11 protein-coding genes are annotated in these 17,481 nt (G+C 44.4%); 5 read left to right on the forward strand and 6 right to left on the reverse strand.

The features are described 5' to 3' along the window. Positions 1 to 43 precede the first annotated feature (43 nt). Positions 44 to 757, reverse strand: coding sequence for a pirin family protein (locus ACDQ55_RS08990; RefSeq protein ID WP_420981035.1), 714 nt, complete (start codon positions 755 to 757; stop codon positions 44 to 46). A 161-nt stretch (positions 758 to 918) separates the two neighbouring features. Between ACDQ55_RS08990 and ACDQ55_RS08995 the strand changes: the two genes are divergently transcribed. The 5 genes from ACDQ55_RS08995 to ACDQ55_RS09015 all read left to right on the forward strand — a co-directional run bounded on the left by ACDQ55_RS08995 (position 919) and on the right by ACDQ55_RS09015 (position 10,413). Next, positions 919 to 3,060 (forward strand): catalase, encoded by a 2,142-nt coding sequence (locus tag ACDQ55_RS08995; RefSeq protein ID WP_420981036.1) that lies wholly within the window; start codon positions 919 to 921, stop codon positions 3,058 to 3,060. A 391-nt stretch (positions 3,061 to 3,451) separates the two neighbouring features. Continuing rightward, positions 3,452 to 3,838: a hypothetical protein gene (locus ACDQ55_RS09000; protein WP_420981037.1), complete on the forward strand. Its 387-nt coding sequence runs from the start codon at positions 3,452 to 3,454 to the stop codon at positions 3,836 to 3,838. An 88-nt stretch (positions 3,839 to 3,926) separates the two neighbouring features. Next, a complete protein-coding gene (locus tag ACDQ55_RS09005) occupies positions 3,927 to 8,279 on the forward strand; it encodes a CusA/CzcA family heavy metal efflux RND transporter (protein ID WP_420981038.1) in 4,353 nt (1,450 codons plus the stop codon). A 10-nt stretch (positions 8,280 to 8,289) separates the two neighbouring features. Beyond that, positions 8,290 to 9,417, forward strand: coding sequence for an efflux RND transporter periplasmic adaptor subunit (locus ACDQ55_RS09010; RefSeq protein WP_420981039.1), 1,128 nt, complete (start codon positions 8,290 to 8,292; stop codon positions 9,415 to 9,417). Positions 9,418 to 9,564: 147 nt separating this feature from the next. After that, positions 9,565 to 10,413, forward strand: coding sequence for a metallophosphoesterase family protein (locus ACDQ55_RS09015; RefSeq protein WP_420981040.1), 849 nt, complete (start codon positions 9,565 to 9,567; stop codon positions 10,411 to 10,413). Between the two features lie 42 nt (positions 10,414 to 10,455). Here ACDQ55_RS09015 and ACDQ55_RS09020 read toward each other — a convergent pair whose 3' ends face one another. From ACDQ55_RS09020 to ACDQ55_RS09040, 5 genes are all read right to left on the reverse strand, one after another. Next, on the reverse strand, positions 10,456 to 13,008 hold the full coding sequence (locus tag ACDQ55_RS09020) for an outer membrane beta-barrel protein (protein WP_420981041.1): 2,553 nt from the start codon (positions 13,006 to 13,008) through the stop codon (positions 10,456 to 10,458). 136 nt (positions 13,009 to 13,144) lie between these two features. After that, positions 13,145 to 13,846, reverse strand: a complete 702-nt coding sequence (locus ACDQ55_RS09025; RefSeq protein WP_420981042.1) for a LytR/AlgR family response regulator transcription factor — start codon at positions 13,844 to 13,846, stop codon at positions 13,145 to 13,147. 2 nt (positions 13,847 to 13,848) lie between these two features. Beyond that, positions 13,849 to 14,886 (reverse strand): sensor histidine kinase, encoded by a 1,038-nt coding sequence (locus ACDQ55_RS09030; RefSeq protein WP_420981043.1) that lies wholly within the window; start codon positions 14,884 to 14,886, stop codon positions 13,849 to 13,851. 163 nt (positions 14,887 to 15,049) lie between these two features. Next, entirely contained in the window at positions 15,050 to 16,381 is a 1,332-nt protein-coding gene (locus tag ACDQ55_RS09035; RefSeq protein WP_420981044.1) for an ABC1 kinase family protein, read from the reverse strand. Between the two features lie 9 nt (positions 16,382 to 16,390). Continuing rightward, positions 16,391 to 17,017, reverse strand: a complete 627-nt coding sequence (locus ACDQ55_RS09040) for a hypothetical protein (protein ID WP_420981045.1) — start codon at positions 17,015 to 17,017, stop codon at positions 16,391 to 16,393. Positions 17,018 to 17,481 lie beyond the last annotated feature (464 nt).

Raw genomic sequence — 17,481 nt, forward strand, 5'->3', positions numbered from 1 at the left:
TAACGATTCCGCCGGAATAAATAAATGCTTTCTGAAATTTGTATTACTTCTGGTTAATGGGGGTTTCGATGATCAGGAACTCAGTTTTTTCGGCACACTGCAAGGTGATCTCACCCATTTCCCATATACCGATAGCATCCCTCTCTTGTAATACCTGGTCTAACACCCTTAAACCGCCGGAGATGGAAAAAATGAACACACATTTATTCACCGGGTTAAAGGTATAGGTGAGGTTAACTGGTTGTTCATAATAGCCAAGTGACAATTTTGCATTTTGGTTGATCCAGCAATGCTGTAATCCTTCTTCACTGGAAACGATAGTAACCAGTTTATTCTTCCTGTTTTCTTTCGGAAAATTTCTTTGCTGGTAACGGGGAGTAATATTTTGCTGTTTGGGTGTTATCCATATCTGCAGAAAGTTCACTTCTTCTGTGCCTATGTTGTATTCTTCATGCCTTAACCCGCTGCCGGCGCTCATGATCTGTACGGAGGGCGCTTCTATTTCTGTACTGTACCCCATGCTATCCTTGTGGTTCATCTTCCCTTTCAGCAATACAGAAATGATTTCCATATTCACATGCGGATGGATGCCAAAGCCCTTACCGGTTTCTACGTAATCGTCGTTAAATGCCACCAGTGTACCAAAGGCGCTGCGCAAAGGACTATAATAATCGCTGAAGCTGAAAAAGAAATTACTTTTCAGCCAGCCAATATCTTTTGTGCCTCTTTCGCTTGCGGGGAAGGATTGTGTTTTCATGGGGTACCTTTTGCCTGCGAAGTTAATCGCAAATTTTTGCATCCCGTAAATAACTTTCCCGAATCCGTAAAGGCTGCCTCATGCGTTTAGATACATATAGGGTAATGGTATGGTTTCTGTAAAATTAGTGATCCTACCCCATCATTAAAACCACGAAAACCATGGCAAAGAAAAAAAAGACTACTGGGAGTAAGCCCAGTAAAAAAACGGAAAACCTCGCCCCTCATACAGAAGAAGGAACAGACCAGTTTCTTACTACCAACCAGGGCGTACGCATCAATGATAACCAGAACTCTCTGAAAGCTGGTGAGCGCGGGGCTTCTTTACTCGAAGATTTTATCTTACGGGAGAAAATTACACACTTTGACCATGAGCGTATACCAGAGCGGATAGTGCATGCCCGTGGAGAGGCAGCCCATGGTTATTTCCAGGTATACGAGTCGATGGCGAAATATACCAAGGCTGGTTTTTTACAAGACCCGGAAAAACAAACGCCTGTGTTTGTTCGTTTTTCTACTGTAGCCGGTTCCCGTGGTTCCAGCGATCTGGCCCGCGATGCGCGCGGTTTTGCGGTCAAGTTTTATACCGATGAAGGCAACTACGACTTGGTAGGTAATAATATCCCTGTCTTTTTTATTCAGGATGCGATCAAGTTCCCGGATTTCGTTCACGCTGTAAAGCCGGAGCCACGGAACGAAATGCCCCAGGCAGCTTCGGCACATGATACTTTCTGGGACTTTATTTCCCTGTCGCCGGAGAGTATGCACATGATCATGTGGGTGATGAGCGACCGGGCTATACCCCGTAGTTTACGTATGATGGAAGGTTTTGGCATACATACATTCCGCTTTATTAATGCGACGGGTAAATCCTGTTTTGTAAAGTTTCACTGGAAGCCTTTGTTGGGTGTACATGCTGTAGCCTGGGACGAAGCCCAGAAAATTTCGGGGAAAGATTCAGATTTTCATCGTCGCGACCTCTGGAATGCCATTGAGTCTGGCGCTTTTCCGGAATGGGAACTGGGGGTACAAATAGTAGCGGAAAAAGATGAGCATAAGTTCCCCTTCGATTTGCTGGACCCTACTAAAATAATTCCGGAAGAAGTAGTACCGGTAATACGTATCGGCAAAATGGTATTGAACCGTAACCCTGATAATTTCTTTGCAGAAACAGAACAGGTAGCCTTCCATCCAGGAAACCTGGTGCCGGGTATCGATTTTACCAATGATCCTTTGTTACAGGGCCGTTTATTTTCGTACACAGATACGCAACTGATCCGGCTAGGGGGACCTAATTTCCATGAAATACCTATTAACCGTGCCGTAGCGCCAGTGCATAATAATCAACGCGACGGATTTATGCGGCAGGCCATTAACCGCGCCGAAACTTCTTATGAACCCAACACCGTTAGCAATGGATGTCCTTTTCAGGCAGGCGTACGCGATGGAGGATTCACCTCTTATGAAGAAAAAGTGGATGCCAGGAAGATCCGTGGGCGTAGCCAGAGCTTCTTCGACTTTTTCAGTCAGGCTACCCTGTTTTATAATAGCCAGTCGGAGGTAGAAAAAACACATATCGTAAATGCCTTGCGCTTTGAATTAGGCAAGGTAACGCGGCCGGATATACGTGTACGTGTGGTGGGATTATTAACCCAGGTAGAGAAGTCATTGGCAAGCCGGGTAGCTGCTGGATTGGGTATACAGGTGCCCGCTAAACCGGAGCAACCCATTAATCATATACGTCCGGCAGACGCTAATATAAAGGATTATGAGCCCAGAGCCCAAAAGCAGCAGGTGGCTTCTTCTGCTGCGCTCAGTATGGCGAACACCGTTAAAAATACCATTACATCCAGGCAAGTGGCCTTCCTGGTGGCCGACGGTGTGTCTGGTACGGATGTAAGCAAAATGAAAGCCGACCTGATAGCAGCCGGCGCACAGGTGCAATTGATCGCCCCGAAGCTCGGCCAGATCAAAGTAAGCAACGGTACCCGGTTGGAAGCAGATCAGAGTTTGCTTATTGCTGCTTCGGTATTGTTTGATGCGGTATACGTGCCCGGTGGAGCTGCCAGCGCCGCCCTGCTTAAAAAAGAACCAGCTGCACTCCACTTCATTAACGAAGCTTACAAACATTGTAAGGCGGTTGCCGTTAACCGGGAAGGAATTGAAGTGCTTAAAGAAACCTATCTGCCAATAGAAGAAAATGAACCGGGACTATTGATAGACAGTAACAGCAAAGCATTTATTAAAGCGATTGCTCAGCACCGTTTTTGGGAACGGGAAGCTGTAGATGAAATCCCTGCGTGAAGAGTGGCAATAGGAACATCATTGTTATATTTCCATATTTGAAAATTTTATATATGGATATCAACGCTGCTATTGCCGGTAATACCGCTATGGTGGAGGAAGGCGTAAAGCATAAATTATTGCTAACCTTCTGTATAGCGGCTCACTTTATTTGATTCACTGCGCCTATCTTTGCGCCATGTTACTTAACAGTGTAACAGTTGTAGGTTATGAGATGACTGGAATATTCCTATCCCGGGTCTAAATAAAAAGAGGGTGTATCAAAAGTACGGTACCCCTCTTTTTATTTTAGACGCTGCCTGGTAGCCCCTTTTTCATTAATATTATTTTCAGGCTGCTTAATTTACTTTTGATATACCCTCTTTTGTTTTTATCTGTTATCTTTGCGTCGGTGAAAAAAAGGAGTGCCTACATATTATTATTTCTTTTTGTATTACACAACAGTGCATTCAATCAGTTATTGAAAGTACCGGCGTTGTTGAACCATTACGTATATCATCACCAGCTCAACCGCAATATCAGTTTTACAACCTTTCTCACCATTCATTATACCGTCGCCGATGATGGCGATAATGACCAGGAACAAGACCGGCAGTTACCTTATAAACAGATAGACGGCCATCTTTTACAGCAAACTTTTATACCGCTGGCAAAAGTAGTCAGCATCCGTATACAGGAAATGTATCAACCGGTAACGATCAATTATCCGGTATTAAAAGACCAGTACTTACCGGCGCCCGCCCTGAATAGTTTGTTTAGACCTCCCCGCACCGTATAGTGTTTACTACTACTTCTTTTGATTTTTTCGGACCTGTTCAATAACAGGCCGGTGTATAACATTTATATCAGTTTATAACGAAGATTTTATGTTGAATAAGATCATCAGCTTTTCTGTAAAGAATAAGCTGGTTATTGGGCTATTTGTGCTGGCACTGATAGGTTGGGGAACCTATGAGGTAACCCGTTTGCCTATAGACGCGGTACCGGATATTACAGACAACCAGGTGCAGGTGATTACAGTATCTCCATCGTTGGGAGCCCCCGATGTAGAACGGTTGATTACTTTCCCTATAGAGCAGGCTTGCAGTAATATTCCGGGATTGAAGCAGATACGCAGTTTCTCCCGTTTTGGGTTGTCGCTTGTTACCATTGTATTTAATGATGAAACAGATGTATACTGGTCGCGCCAACAGATAGCAGAGCGCTTGCAACAGGTACAGCGGGATATTCCGGCAGGCATCGGTGCGCCGGAAATGGCGCCCGTTACTAGCGGGCTGGGTGAAATATACCAGTATGTAGTACGTCCGGAACCCGGCTATGAGGGCAAATATGGCCCTATGGAGTTACGTACTATACAAGATTGGCTGGTGAGGCGCCAACTGCTAGGAACGCCTGGCGTAGCCGACGTGAGTAGTTTTGGTGGCGCGCTAAAACAGTATGAAATAGCCGTGCTGCCTGATCAACTAAAAGCGAATAATGTTACCATCGCAGATATTTTTGAGGCCCTGGAAAAGAATAACGGAAATACCGGTGGCGCCTATATTGAAAAGGGGCCAACGGTATTGTATATACGTAGTGAAGGACTTACTGGCAGTATTGCAGATATCCTGCAAATAGTGGTTAAGAAGTTGCCTAATGGCGTGCCGTTGTTGATCCGCGACGTAGCTACTGTGCAATATGGGGCTGCTATCCGCTATGGTGCAATGTGCTTTAACGATAAAGGTGAGGTAGCCGGCGCTGTAGTGATGATGTTGAAAGGAGAAAACTCTTCTGCGGTTATTAAAAAAGTGAAGGATAAAGTGGCGGAGATACAACGTTCTTTACCGGAAGGCGTAAAAATAGAACCCTTCCTGGACCGTACTAAAATGGTGAACAATGCTATCGGCACTGTGGAAGCCAACCTCACTGAAGGGGCATTAATTGTTGTAGTGGTATTGGTATTCTTCCTGGGCAATCTGCGGGCAGGATTAATTGTATCGTCGGTGATTCCCCTGGCGATGTTGTTTGCGGTTATCCTGATGAATAAGTTTGGTGTAAGCGGCAACCTGATGAGCTTAGGAGCGATCGATTTTGGTTTAATTGTAGATGGAACAGTGATTGTTGTAGAAGCCATCCTGTTCCGGTTTACCCATTCAGGGCAGTTCCGGGAGATCTCCCGCATTTCCCAACCCACCATGGATGCTACTGTGGAACACGCTGCCGGCGGTATGATTAAATCGGCGGTATTCAGTCAGATCATCATTCTCATTGTATACATTCCTATTCTTTCGTTAGAAGGGATAGAGGGCAAGATGTTTAAGCCCATGGCTTATACGGTTTCTTTTGCTATACTGGGTGCCTTCCTGCTATCGGTTACTTATGTTCCTATGATGAGTGCTTTGTTTTTAAATAAGCAGATCAGCCATCGGCCTTCCTTAGCAGACCGTATAATGACTTGGCTGGAAAAGCGCTATCAGCCTGCATTGGATAAGTTATTGCGATTCCCTAAAAGTATTATCGCTGGTACCTTGCTGTTGTTTGTGGCGGCTGTATTGTTACTGGGTACGTTGGGCGGAGAGTTTATTCCGCAGTTGGAAGAAGGCGACTTTGCAGTAGATACCCGCTTACTAACCGGTGCAAATCTGAGTACTACCATTAAAATAACCCAACAAGCGGCGGGTATCTTGCTAAAAAAATTCCCGGAAGTAGAAAAGATAGTCACCAAAATAGGTAGTGCGGAAATCCCTACAGATCCTATGCCTATGGAGGCCAGCGATATGATGGTGATATTGAAGCATAAGAAAGAATGGACTTCTGCTGCTTCTTTCGAAGAGCTGTCGGAAAAAATGGGCAAAGCCCTGGCTGATGTGCCAGGTATCAGTGTAGGGTTCCAGTTTCCCGTACAGATGCGCTTTAATGAATTGATGACCGGCGCCCGGCAGGACATCGTATGTAAGATTTTTGGGGAAGACCTGGATTCCCTGGCCCTGTATGCCAACAAACTGGGCGAAATCATTAAAACAGTAGACGGTGCGATCAACCTATATGTAGAAACGGTGACAGGGATGCCACAGGTAGTGATCCATTATAACCGCGAAGAAATGGCCAAATATGGTTTAAACGTGAGTGAGGTGAATAAAGTGGTGAATACCGCTTTTGCCGGTGAAAGCGCCGGCCTGGTATATGAAGGAGAGAAGCGGTTTGACATGGTGGTAAGATTGGCTGGTAATGCGCGCCGGAATATAGCAGATATACAAAATCTGTTGATCCCTGTTAAGGAAGGATTGCAAGTGCCGCTGTCGCAGGTGGCTGCTATTACAGAAATAGAAGGCCCTAACCAGATACAACGTGAAAACACCCGCCGCCGCATCATTGTAGGATTTAATGTAAGTGGTAAAGATGTGCAGGGCATTGTGAAAACATTAGAGGGAAAGGTACAGCAACAATTGAAACTACCGGCAGGTTATCACATTGTGTACGGCGGTTCATTCGAAAATCTTACTGCTGCCAAGCAACGTTTAAGTATAGTCGTTCCCGTTGCCTTGCTGATGATTTTCGTGTTATTGTATTTTGCTTTTAATTCTGTGAAACAAGGGCTGCTGATCTATACGGCTATTCCATTGTCGGCTATAGGTGGTATCCTGGCATTATGGATGAGAGGTATGCCTTTCAGCATTTCAGCAGGCGTAGGATTTATTGCTTTATTTGGTGTGGCTGTGCTCAATGGCATATTGTTGGTGTCTGAATTTAATCGCCTGAAAAAGGAAGGAATAGCAGATGTTTTCCAGGTGGTGGAGCAAGGTACCCGTACTAAATTAAGAGCGGTACTAATGACTGCCCTAGTGCCTTCATTAGGTTTTATTCCTATGGCAATTAGCCGTGGGGCCGGTGCAGAAGTGCAGAAGCCATTGGCGACTGTAGTTATTGGCGGCTTAATCATTTCTACGTTGCTCACTTTGTTTGTGTTACCGATGTTATACATACTTTTTGAGAAGGGATTGGGCTCGTTCAAACAGCGTAAGTTATTAATGGCATTGCTGTTGTTATTGCCTATGGCTTTGCCGGCGCAAACAAAAGTAACCTTGCAGCAATCGCTTGATATGGCTATGAAAAATAACCTGCAGATACAGACGTCGAAATTAGGAGAGCAATATTACCAGGCATTGAGGAAAAGCCATCTGGATATTGATAAAACCAATGTTGGCGTTGAGTATGGAAAGATCAACAGCGTGGCAAATGATAACCGGCTCACTGTATCGCAGGGCATACAATTTCCAACGGTATACAAACAACAACGGGCTATTAACCGGCTACAAACAGATATCAGTAAGCTCAATACCCGGCAACGTGAGCTGGAGTTGATGGCGCAAGTGAAAGAAACCTTTTACCGGTTGTTAGTATTACAACAGAAAGGACAGTTGCTGGAAGAAGCGGATAGTATTTATAACGCTTTTATGCAGAAGGCTGCCCTCCGTTTTAAAGTAGGGGATACTGATCTGCTGGAAAAAACAACTGCTGAAAATCAGCGTTGGCAGATCGCTAACCAACTGTCGTTGCTACGTACTGATTATGACATACAACTGGAGTTATTCCGCATATTGCTTAATTCACCATCCTCCCTGATACCGGTGGCAGATAGCATGATCTACCAGTTGCAGGAGTTGCCGGATACCAGTTTGCCGGTGCAAACACCACAAGTGCTATTGAAGCAGCAGGAAGTACAATTAGGTGTATTAGAGAAGAAATTGGAGCAAAGCCGCTTGTTGCCTTCTTTCAATGCTGGTTACAATAATATGAGCATTATTGGTTATCAGCGGATAGGCGACCAGGAAAAATACTTTGGTGGCAGCAGTCGTTTTTCTTCTTTCAGTATAGGCGTAGGTATTCCTGTTTTTACCATCGGTCAGCGTGCCCGTATCCAGGCTTCCAATGTGTTATTGGAACAACGCCGGCTGGAGTTAGTGGCTACCCGGCAACAACTCTCTGCAGAACTATATCAGGCTATAAAAACGTATACCCATCACCGTGAGTTGGTACGTGCCTATAGGTCAATATTATTGAATAATGCGGCTACTATCATAGATGGCGCCAACAAACGTTTACGCGGTGGCGACACCGGTTACCTGGAATGGGTGATACTAGTGAACCAGGCAATGGAAATACGTAGCAGTTATTTTACAGTTGTAGAACAATTAAATCAATCCGCTTTTACAGTAGAAAAATTAAGTGGTATTAATTAATCAATGATTGATGATGAAAAAAACAGTTTTATTGGCATATACTTTCAGTACGCTCCTGCTAGCCTGCCAGGAGCAACCGAAAGCAACTACAGAGAAGACCGCCATATCCGGTAATGAAGTGCAGGTAACAGCTGAGCAATTTAAAAACGGGGAGCTGGAAACAGGTTTACCCGTTACCCGCGATATGCACCAGGTACTTAAAGTAAATGGTGTAATTGATGTGCCTCCCCAAAACGTTACTTCCGTGAGCATGCCGTTGGGTGGTTACCTGAAATACATGAACCTCTTACCAGGTATGCAGGTAACAAAAGGGCAGGTACTGGCTACGCTTGAAGATCCGCAGTATATACAATTGCAGCAAGACTATCTGGTTACCCGGAGCCGGCTACGTTTTCTGGAAGCGGATTATAAAAGACAACTGGAGTTGAATGAGGCGAAAGTAAATAGCGATAAGGTGTTGCAGCAAGTGAAAAGCGAATTGGAAAGTCAACAGGTAACCGCCCGTTCCCTCGCGGAAAGGCTGCAACTGATCCACATAGATCCTACGCGGCTAACAGAACAGCAGATTACCCGTAGCGTAAATATTTATGCGCCTATCAGTGGCTTTGTATCTAAGGTAAATGTAAATATTGGCCGGTATGTAGGTCCTACAGAAGTATTGTTTGAGCTGATCAATCCATCGGATCTGCACCTGAGCCTTACCGTATTTGAAAATGATGTTGCCAGCTTGGCGGCAGAACAGCCAGTAACTTGTTATGTAAACGGACGTCCGGAAGAAAAATACAATGCCAGCATACATTTTATTACCCGCAGCTTAGACGATAACCGCACGGCAGAAGTACATTGTCATTTTGATAAATATGATAAACGTCTGTTGCCCGGCATGTTTATGAATGCAGAGATAGCGTTGAATAATGACCATGTAACAGCCGTGCCGGATGAGGCATTGGTGAAGTGGGAGAACAAACCTTACCTGTTTGTGGTAAAGGGAAAGAACAATTTTGTGTTAACGCCAGTGGTAACCGGGATGAGCGAAGAAGGCTACACGGAAATTAAAACTGATATTGGTGGCAAGGAAGTAGTAACGAAGAATGCTTATGCGTTACTGATGAAAATGAAAAATAGTGGTGAAGAATAAGTAAATACAGGCAGCAGGGAGTTATTCCTTGCTGCCTCACCAGTTTAATAAGGGGTTGAAGATGAATAACTTCCAAGTCAACGTTTCCCCGGAAGCTAATTACTATGGAATCGTATCGCGGAAGGGTGTTGCATAAAGACGCCGCTTATGCTACCTTTATCCGGAAAAACTGAAGGGGATTTGCACCTCCGGGCGCAGATAACCAGCGGCAGCAGGTTTCAAATATGTGCTGCGGCCGGATATAATGTACAAACAGATCAACAGATGAACGCAACCTACGCTATAGGTGATATACACGGCGCATTGAAGGCATTGAAGCAGTTGATAGCGCGGATAGCGCCGGATAGTACAGATACGCTGATTTTTTTAGGGGATTATGTGGATGGATGGTCAGAGTCGGCGGAGGTAATCTCTTACCTGATGGAGTTGGAGCAATATTGCCGTTGTATTTTTATAAAGGGTAACCACGACGCCTGGTGCGAATCCTGGCTGCATGGTATTATGCCGGAACCTTCCTGGCAACGGAATGGAGGAATGGCTACCCTAGCAAGTTTTAATAAATTATCTGCTGCCCAGCGCTTGCATCATACGGCGTTCTTCGAAAGAATGCTGTTGTATTACGTAGATGAGCAATACCGGTTGTTTGTACATGCAGGCTTTACATCTACGCACGGGCCGGTATTTGAACGGTTTGAAGCCATGTTGTATTGGGACAGGAGCTTATGGGAGCTGGCCCTCGCTGTAGATCCGCATTTAAGTAAGGAATCCATTTTTTACCCGAAAAGGCTTTTGCAGTTTCACGAGATATATATTGGGCACACCCCCTGTTTGAATTATGGGGAAGATAAGCCAATGATTGCTGGCAATGTGCATAATGTGGATACAGGTGCAGCATTTACCGGTAAAATATCTGCTATGAATATCGATACCAAAGAAGTGTGGCAGAGCGACCAGGTATGGGGGCTATATCCGGATGAAAAAGGCCGGAATGCCTAGGTGTTCCCCTGGCATCCCGGCGCTTTAAACATAAACAACTATTTATTGGATCACTTCCTGCATGCCTTGCATGCCAGCGCCCATATTCTTTCTCTTGAACAGGCTGGCATCTATTTTACCAAATCTGTAAGCAAAGTTGAGCCGGATCATTTGCGGATCGCGCAAACGGCTATAGTATTGTGTGAAATAAGGACTTTCTGAATATTGATCAGACCAGCGGCTTCTGAAGATATCGTTGACACTCAGTGTTATAGAGGCAGCATTGTTTTTCAGGAAGCTCTTTTTAATGGCCGCATCTACACCATAGAAAGAAGCGATGTAGCCCTGCGATGCATTTTGTGATTGTTGCATAGGAGGACCAGCCTGCACATTCTTATTGTCGCTCACCGGTAAATTGGTTTTAGACTGGTAAGTACCGGTTAACTGCAGTTCAAAATTAGCTGGCAGCTTAAAGGTATTATTCAACTTGCCAAACCAGCTCCAGAGCGCATCTTGCGATTGTGCTATATTGTTTGTATTGATTTTCGAATTATAAATATTGGCATTGGCAGACACATTCCACCATTTGGCAAGATTGTACATTGCGGTTAATTCCAAACCGGCAGAATAGCTCGAGTTGGCATTGATATAGGTGTTCACCAGCATGTCTTGTCCATTTACCGGATCAGTTTCCTTGGTCAGGTAACGGGTGATCAGGTTGTTGGTATGACGGTAGTACAAGGAGGCCAGGAAGGTATTATTGCCCTTGAATGTTTTCAGGTAAGACATTTCCAGCGATTGGGTAAACTCTGGTACCAGGCCAGGGTTACCTTTGGTGATGTTCAGTTTATCGGTAGAATCAGTGAACGGTATCAGCTGGAAGAAGTTAGGGCGGTTAATTCTCCTGGTATAGCTCAGTTGCAGTTCCTGTTGATTTTTCAGCTTTTCGCTCAGGAACAGGGACGGGAAAAGACTTACCGGGTAATTGTTTTTGAAATGTTGCCCATTGTTAAGAAGGTCGCCGGTATAGTTAGAGCTTTCTGCACGTACACCTGCCTTATACCCGAAGTTGCCGATACTGTTGGATACGCTGGCATAAGCGGCATATACGTTATCGCTATTCTTATAATTGTTGGAAGCGGCTGGGATCAACACATAATCTTGTTTGTCGTTCTCAAACATATAGTTGTTGAAATTGCTCTTCGTTTTACGGATAGATGCCCTTAAACCGGTTTCCAGCTTCAGTTTACCGCTGAATGGCTTTACGTAGTCGGTTTGGATGGTCATAAAGCTTATCTCGCCGCCCCCCAGTATCTTTTGCAGATCACTGTTGGCAATGCTATTGTTCAGCCCGTAATAATCGGTCCGGTAGTTGGAATGGTTGTCGCTTTTACCGCCAAAGTAGTTGAAGTCGGCAGTAAGCTCTTCGCCTTCTTTGGGGAAAAGGTGCTTCATCCCCAATACCAACCCGTTGGCGTTGAATTTGTTATGCGAATCGGAATTCCGCTCACTGAAAGAAGACATACCACCTTTGGCAAGCGTGTCAGTATGGATATCTATTCTTTCTGTAGGGTTCATAGCACCATGTACTTTGATACCGGCAACAGATAACGTGGTACGGTTAGTGACAAACCAGTCGAGCCCGAGTTTGGCGAATACAAAGCCGCCATCGTTTTTATTGCTGTTGCTTTGGTTAACCAGGGTAGCAGGTTCATCGCCGAAGTTATTACGGTTGGTAGTACCATTGGCGCGGCCTTTCATCTGATTGCCCATTACGCTGGCAGTAATATTCACTTTATCCTGGCGCAGGTTAAAATCGCCGCCGCCATTTAAGGCGCCACGTTTATCCACACCGGCCCGGATATTACCATTGTAACCGGTTTTACGGTTCTTTTTAAGCACAATGTTGAGGATGCCTGCGCCTCCTCCGGAAGCATCGTACTTCGCAGAAGGATTGGTGATTACTTCCACATTTTCGATGGCATCTGCCGGGATCTGTTCCAGGGTAAGCGTAGTGGGACGGCCATCAATATATAGCTGTGGCGAGCTGTTGCGTAAGGTGACGTTCCCGTTGATGTCTACGTTCACAGAAGGAACATTTTTCATCACATCCAGAGCGGTACCGCCGGCGCTGACAATATTCTTTTCTACATTGAACACCTTTTTGTCGATGTCCATTTGCATAAGTGGTTTGGTACTGGTTACGGTAACGCCTTGCAGCTGAGTGGTGCTCACTGTCAGCTTAATATTGCCTAAATCTTTATCGAAAGGCGGAAAGGTCACCGCCTGCTCGAAAGTTTTGTAGCCAGTGGCAGTAATACGCATTTTGAGCGGTCCCCTGGCAGGTAAATCCTCTAGGGTGAATTCACCATTTCCTTTGGTTAAAGCGCCCTTCAGCAACTTTTCTTGCATTTTCTTGGTGGCCGTATCCATACGGTTTTGCAGTACGATAACGGAGGCATAAGGTACGGGTTTCCCGTCGGGGTCAACTACTTTCCCGTATACGCGGCCGCCCATACCCGCTCCCATAGGTATTCTGGCGCCGGCAGGCAGCTGGGCCCAGGTACTTATTGAAAGCAAAAGCAGGGTGATAAACAGGTAAATCTTTTTCATCATGTAAAAATTCAGATGTCAAAAGTATATCGCTCTGTTGGATTAAATAAATAAAATGAGATGAGCGGGCATTATTTGGATATGATCCGCAGCATTTCTTAGATATGGTGAATAAGAAATAATGACTGCCGGGGCAACTTCATATTTTCGCGATGGCATACAAGGCATCCCTGTATGTTTCACCGACTGGCAATTCGATTTCCTGCAGGAAAACACTGTTTTTCCGGATGCTGGTAATAGCGGCAATAGCAACAATATAGGATTTGTGAATGCGGATAAATTTGGAGGAGGGGAGTTGTTCTTCCAGCGTTTTGATGCTGATACGGGTGATAACAGGTTTATGGCTGTTTTTGAGATGTATTTTTACATAATCCTTTAATCCTTCGATCCAGAGGATGTCTGCAAATACAATTTTGTGCAGGCTGTAATCTACGTTGACGAAGAAAAAGTCGGTGGGTTCCTTATCTGTTTTGGTTTGGTTCCTTAGTTGGTATAGTTCCTGGGCTTTATTGCATGCTTTGATAAAACGTTCCAGTGATACGGGTTTTACCAGGTAATCTGTTACCGACAGATTAAACCCCTCCAGTGCATATTTTTCGTAAGCCGTGATCAGTATTACCAAAGGCTTGTTAGGTAAGGATTCCAGGAACTGCAAACCGGTAAGGCCGGGCATTTGTATGTCGAGGAAGATCAAGTCTATAGGTTGTTGCCGTAGTATAGCCATTGCCTCAAATGCATTGTTGCATTTGCCTACCAGTTGGAGGTAAGGTACCATGCTGATATTATCTTCCAACAGGTCCAGCGCTAATGGCTCATCATCTATAGCAATACATTGCATCATGATTAGTGGAGATTTAATTGCAAGGATACGATAAACCAGTCATCTTTTTGATTGATATGCAACACATAATTTTCACCGTATAGTAAATTTAATCGTCTTTTGACATTGGCAAGACCTATGCCATTGGTTTTATCTTTTATTTCTGCTGATGAAGTGGTATTGAATTTATTGCGTACCGCAAAAAAGAGCAAATTGCCCCTGGTATGCAACCGGATATCTATCGTAGCATCCTGAATGAACCCGGTACCATGTTTGAAGGCATTTTCCACAAATGGGATCAGTAGCATCGGTTCTATTTCGTAACCGGTTTCCGGCGTTTCCAGGGATACATAGATGGTTACATTTTTTCCAAACCGTTGTTGCTGCAAGTCTATATAGCTTTGGAGATACTCCGTTTCCCTTTGTAAAGGTACCTGATCTTCATCTGCTTCATATAGCATATAGCGCATCAGGGACGATAATTTTATCAGCGAAGGTTCCAATAAGTCCGATTTTTTACGGGCCAGCGATACCATGTTGTTTAGTACATTGAACATGAAATGAGGACTTACCTGGGAGCGTAATAGGGATAATTCTGTTTTAAGGTTTTCATTTTCCCTGGCGCTAAGCTGTCTTTCCTGTTTCATTTTATCTACCAACATCTGAAAAGCAGTGCTGGCAGACAGTACGAGGAAAAAGGTGAGAAATGTAAATAAAATAGCCGGCTTGATGTCGATGTTGTGCGGTTTAAGTATAAATCTTTCAAAACCATATCTCATGGCACACATGAAAAGAAATACGCTTAATATCCCCATAATATATTGCCATATTTTCTTCTTGTATACCAGGCGGGGAATCAGTATCCAGGCGTTAAGGTAAAAGAAAACCACAAAAACGATATAAGTGGCATATACAAACAGGTTCCATAACTGCTTTTCGGTCATACGCTCATGGTTTTCGTATGCAGGACGCAGCAGGTAAGGGAGTGAGCAAAAGATCAGCCATGCGAGGATATGCCGGGCAACAACCGCCCATTTTTGTAGGAACCATTCCTTTTTCATGGCGCCAAAGTAATTATTTTATCTGTTTGAGGGGAAGCAGATTGCGACTAATCCCGGTAAATCTTCGACTAACCAGAAAATAGATCATATTGTATTGTATTAAAAAAGAATATGTTTTATATATAGCTTTTACTGGCGCATTAAAAAGATGGTGTCAATCTTTTTAATGTGGGTTACTGTGCTGCATCAGGTCTTGTATTCTGCCTGGCCCCGTAATAATATTGGCTTTCAGATCGCTGAGGATGGAGTATAAGCCAAAATACGTGCGGTTAATGTATAAGCTGTGCCGGGAGCCCCTGGCTACTTTAGACTCGCGGATCTCCTTCATGTTGTACAGTTCATCCATATACGCATATATTTCGTTGAAGTAGGCTTCATTACCGAAATCAAATGTTTCCAGGGTAAATGGCAACGTGAGCAAATCGATCATGTGTTGGAAAAGACCTGAATAGAAGGCCACTTCTTTCGGCGTATCGCTAGGGTGGATCATTTCCAGGTTGGTATAAATGTCGTGCCGGCGTTTTTCATCTTTCAATACTTCCTTATCTACCAGCAGAAAATAATTCTGGTAAAAATCTTCTGGTATTTCTTTTACGCAGCCAAAATCGAAAATGCCAACGGTGCCGTTGGTGCGCATCAGAAAATTACCAGGATGAGGATCGGCATGTACCTGTTTCAGGTGGTGTACCTGGAACTGGTAAAAATCCCATAGGGCTTGCCCGATTTTATTCCTTGCTTCCTGGGAAGGCTGGTGTAATAAAAACTCTTTCAGGTGCTCGCCTTCCAGCCAGTCCATGGTAATGATCCGTTCGGAAGACATGGTGGGGTAATAACCGGGAAACTGCAAATGAGGGATATGGGCGCACTCGCGCGACAGGTCCATAGAGCGCTGTAGTTCCAGTTTGTAATCTGTTTCTTCCAGCAGCTTACTTTCAATTTCTTCGAAGTATTTATCCATGTCTACTTCGTTCATGCCCACAATGCGGATAGCAAAGGGTTTCACGATACGTAAATCTGATTTTACACTATTGGCTACCCCTGGGTATTGTATTTTCACCGCCAGCATTTTACCGTCTTTATAGGCTTTGTGTACCTGGCCGATAGAGGCGGCATTAGAGGCTTGCAGCTCAAATTTATCGTATAGCTGTGCGGGTGTTTGGCCTAGTGTTTTTACAAAGGTATTCACTACCAGTGGACCGCTTAGTGGAGGCGCGCTGTACTGCGACATGGCAAATTTTTCTGTATAGGCTTTGGGGAGCATTCCTTTGTCCATACTCAACATTTGCGCCACCTTCAGGGCGCTTCCCTTCAGGTTGCTGAGCGTATCATAGATATCCGTTGCATTATCCTGGTGGAGTGCTTCTTTGGTAGTGGAGGGATCTATGAGTTTACGTGTGTAATGTTTAATATAGTTTGTACCAACTTTAAGTCCTGTTGTCACAAATCTTCCTGCTCTTTCCACCTTGGAGGTGGGTATGTTGGATTGTTCTTTCATACCTGATCGTTACTTCCTTGTAAAGATAAATTTTCCGAAATCCAGCAAGCTATCGAGTGTGTTGGATTTGATGAGCTGGAAACTGAGGTTTACTGCTTTTTCGATAGCGGCATCGGTCATTTCAAATTGTGGACTGTTATCGTCTAGCCAGTATCTGAGCACAAACAGCGCTTGTAACCAGAAGCCATGCACGTATTGATCGGAAATATATTTTCTTTCCTTGATCTCGTTGGTTTGGTAGCCGGCTTTTATCAAGTCGCTCACATAATCGTTGAATGCCTTGCGGAAAGTTTCCAGTTTATTGCGATGGAGGTCTGGCAAGCGGAAATGTTTGCGCTGTAATAACAGGTAACTGCGGTCTTCTTTCAGTTGTTGTACCCAGAGGAAATAGAAGGCCAACAGTTTCTCCTGCGCGTTATATTGTTGGTAGATTTCATCTGTTTGTAATTGATCCAGTGTTTTCTGGAAGAGGTTTAACCAGATGTCTTGATCTACTGCTTCCAGTGAACTGTAAGTTCCGTAAAAGTCAGTTTCTGCAATGTCTACTATTTTGCAGAGCGCGTATACAGAAACGGGGGCTTTACCGTTTTCCAGCCAGTACACTTTATAAGCGTTGCGTATGAGCTGTTTGTTCATGGGAAAAAGTTTTACTATTCTTGAAATGGCCCGTCCGGAGCGGGTCGACGGAGGTTAAAGCGGGCATACACAAATGTACGTTACGAGCATGGATAAACAGCTTTTTATTCTTTCCTGAAATGTTAAAATCCCGTCTTGAAAAGTACTTTTTCCCTGTTTTTTAGCAAGATTTTGATATTTGAGAAATATAAATATATCTTTGCTCCGAATTCCTGATTGTTTCATTTTTAAATTGCAAGGAATCATGACAGCACATACCCACATATCGCCTCTTTCGCTGCTTGCCTAATCAGGCAAACGTCTACTGTATATAAGTTGGATGAATGGCCCTTTCCCGGTAGTATTTTAAAATACCTAGGTGATCAACTGTTTATTGCAATGATCAGATAAGCCGTGCTTACTATCTTGTTCCGTTTGCCTATGCTTGTTGCGAAAAACAGGCGCCCGGATGGGTGCCGGCGACT

It is taken from the genome of Chitinophaga sp. 30R24, from assembly GCF_049056765.1.
Taxonomy (GTDB): domain Bacteria; phylum Bacteroidota; class Bacteroidia; order Chitinophagales; family Chitinophagaceae; genus Chitinophaga.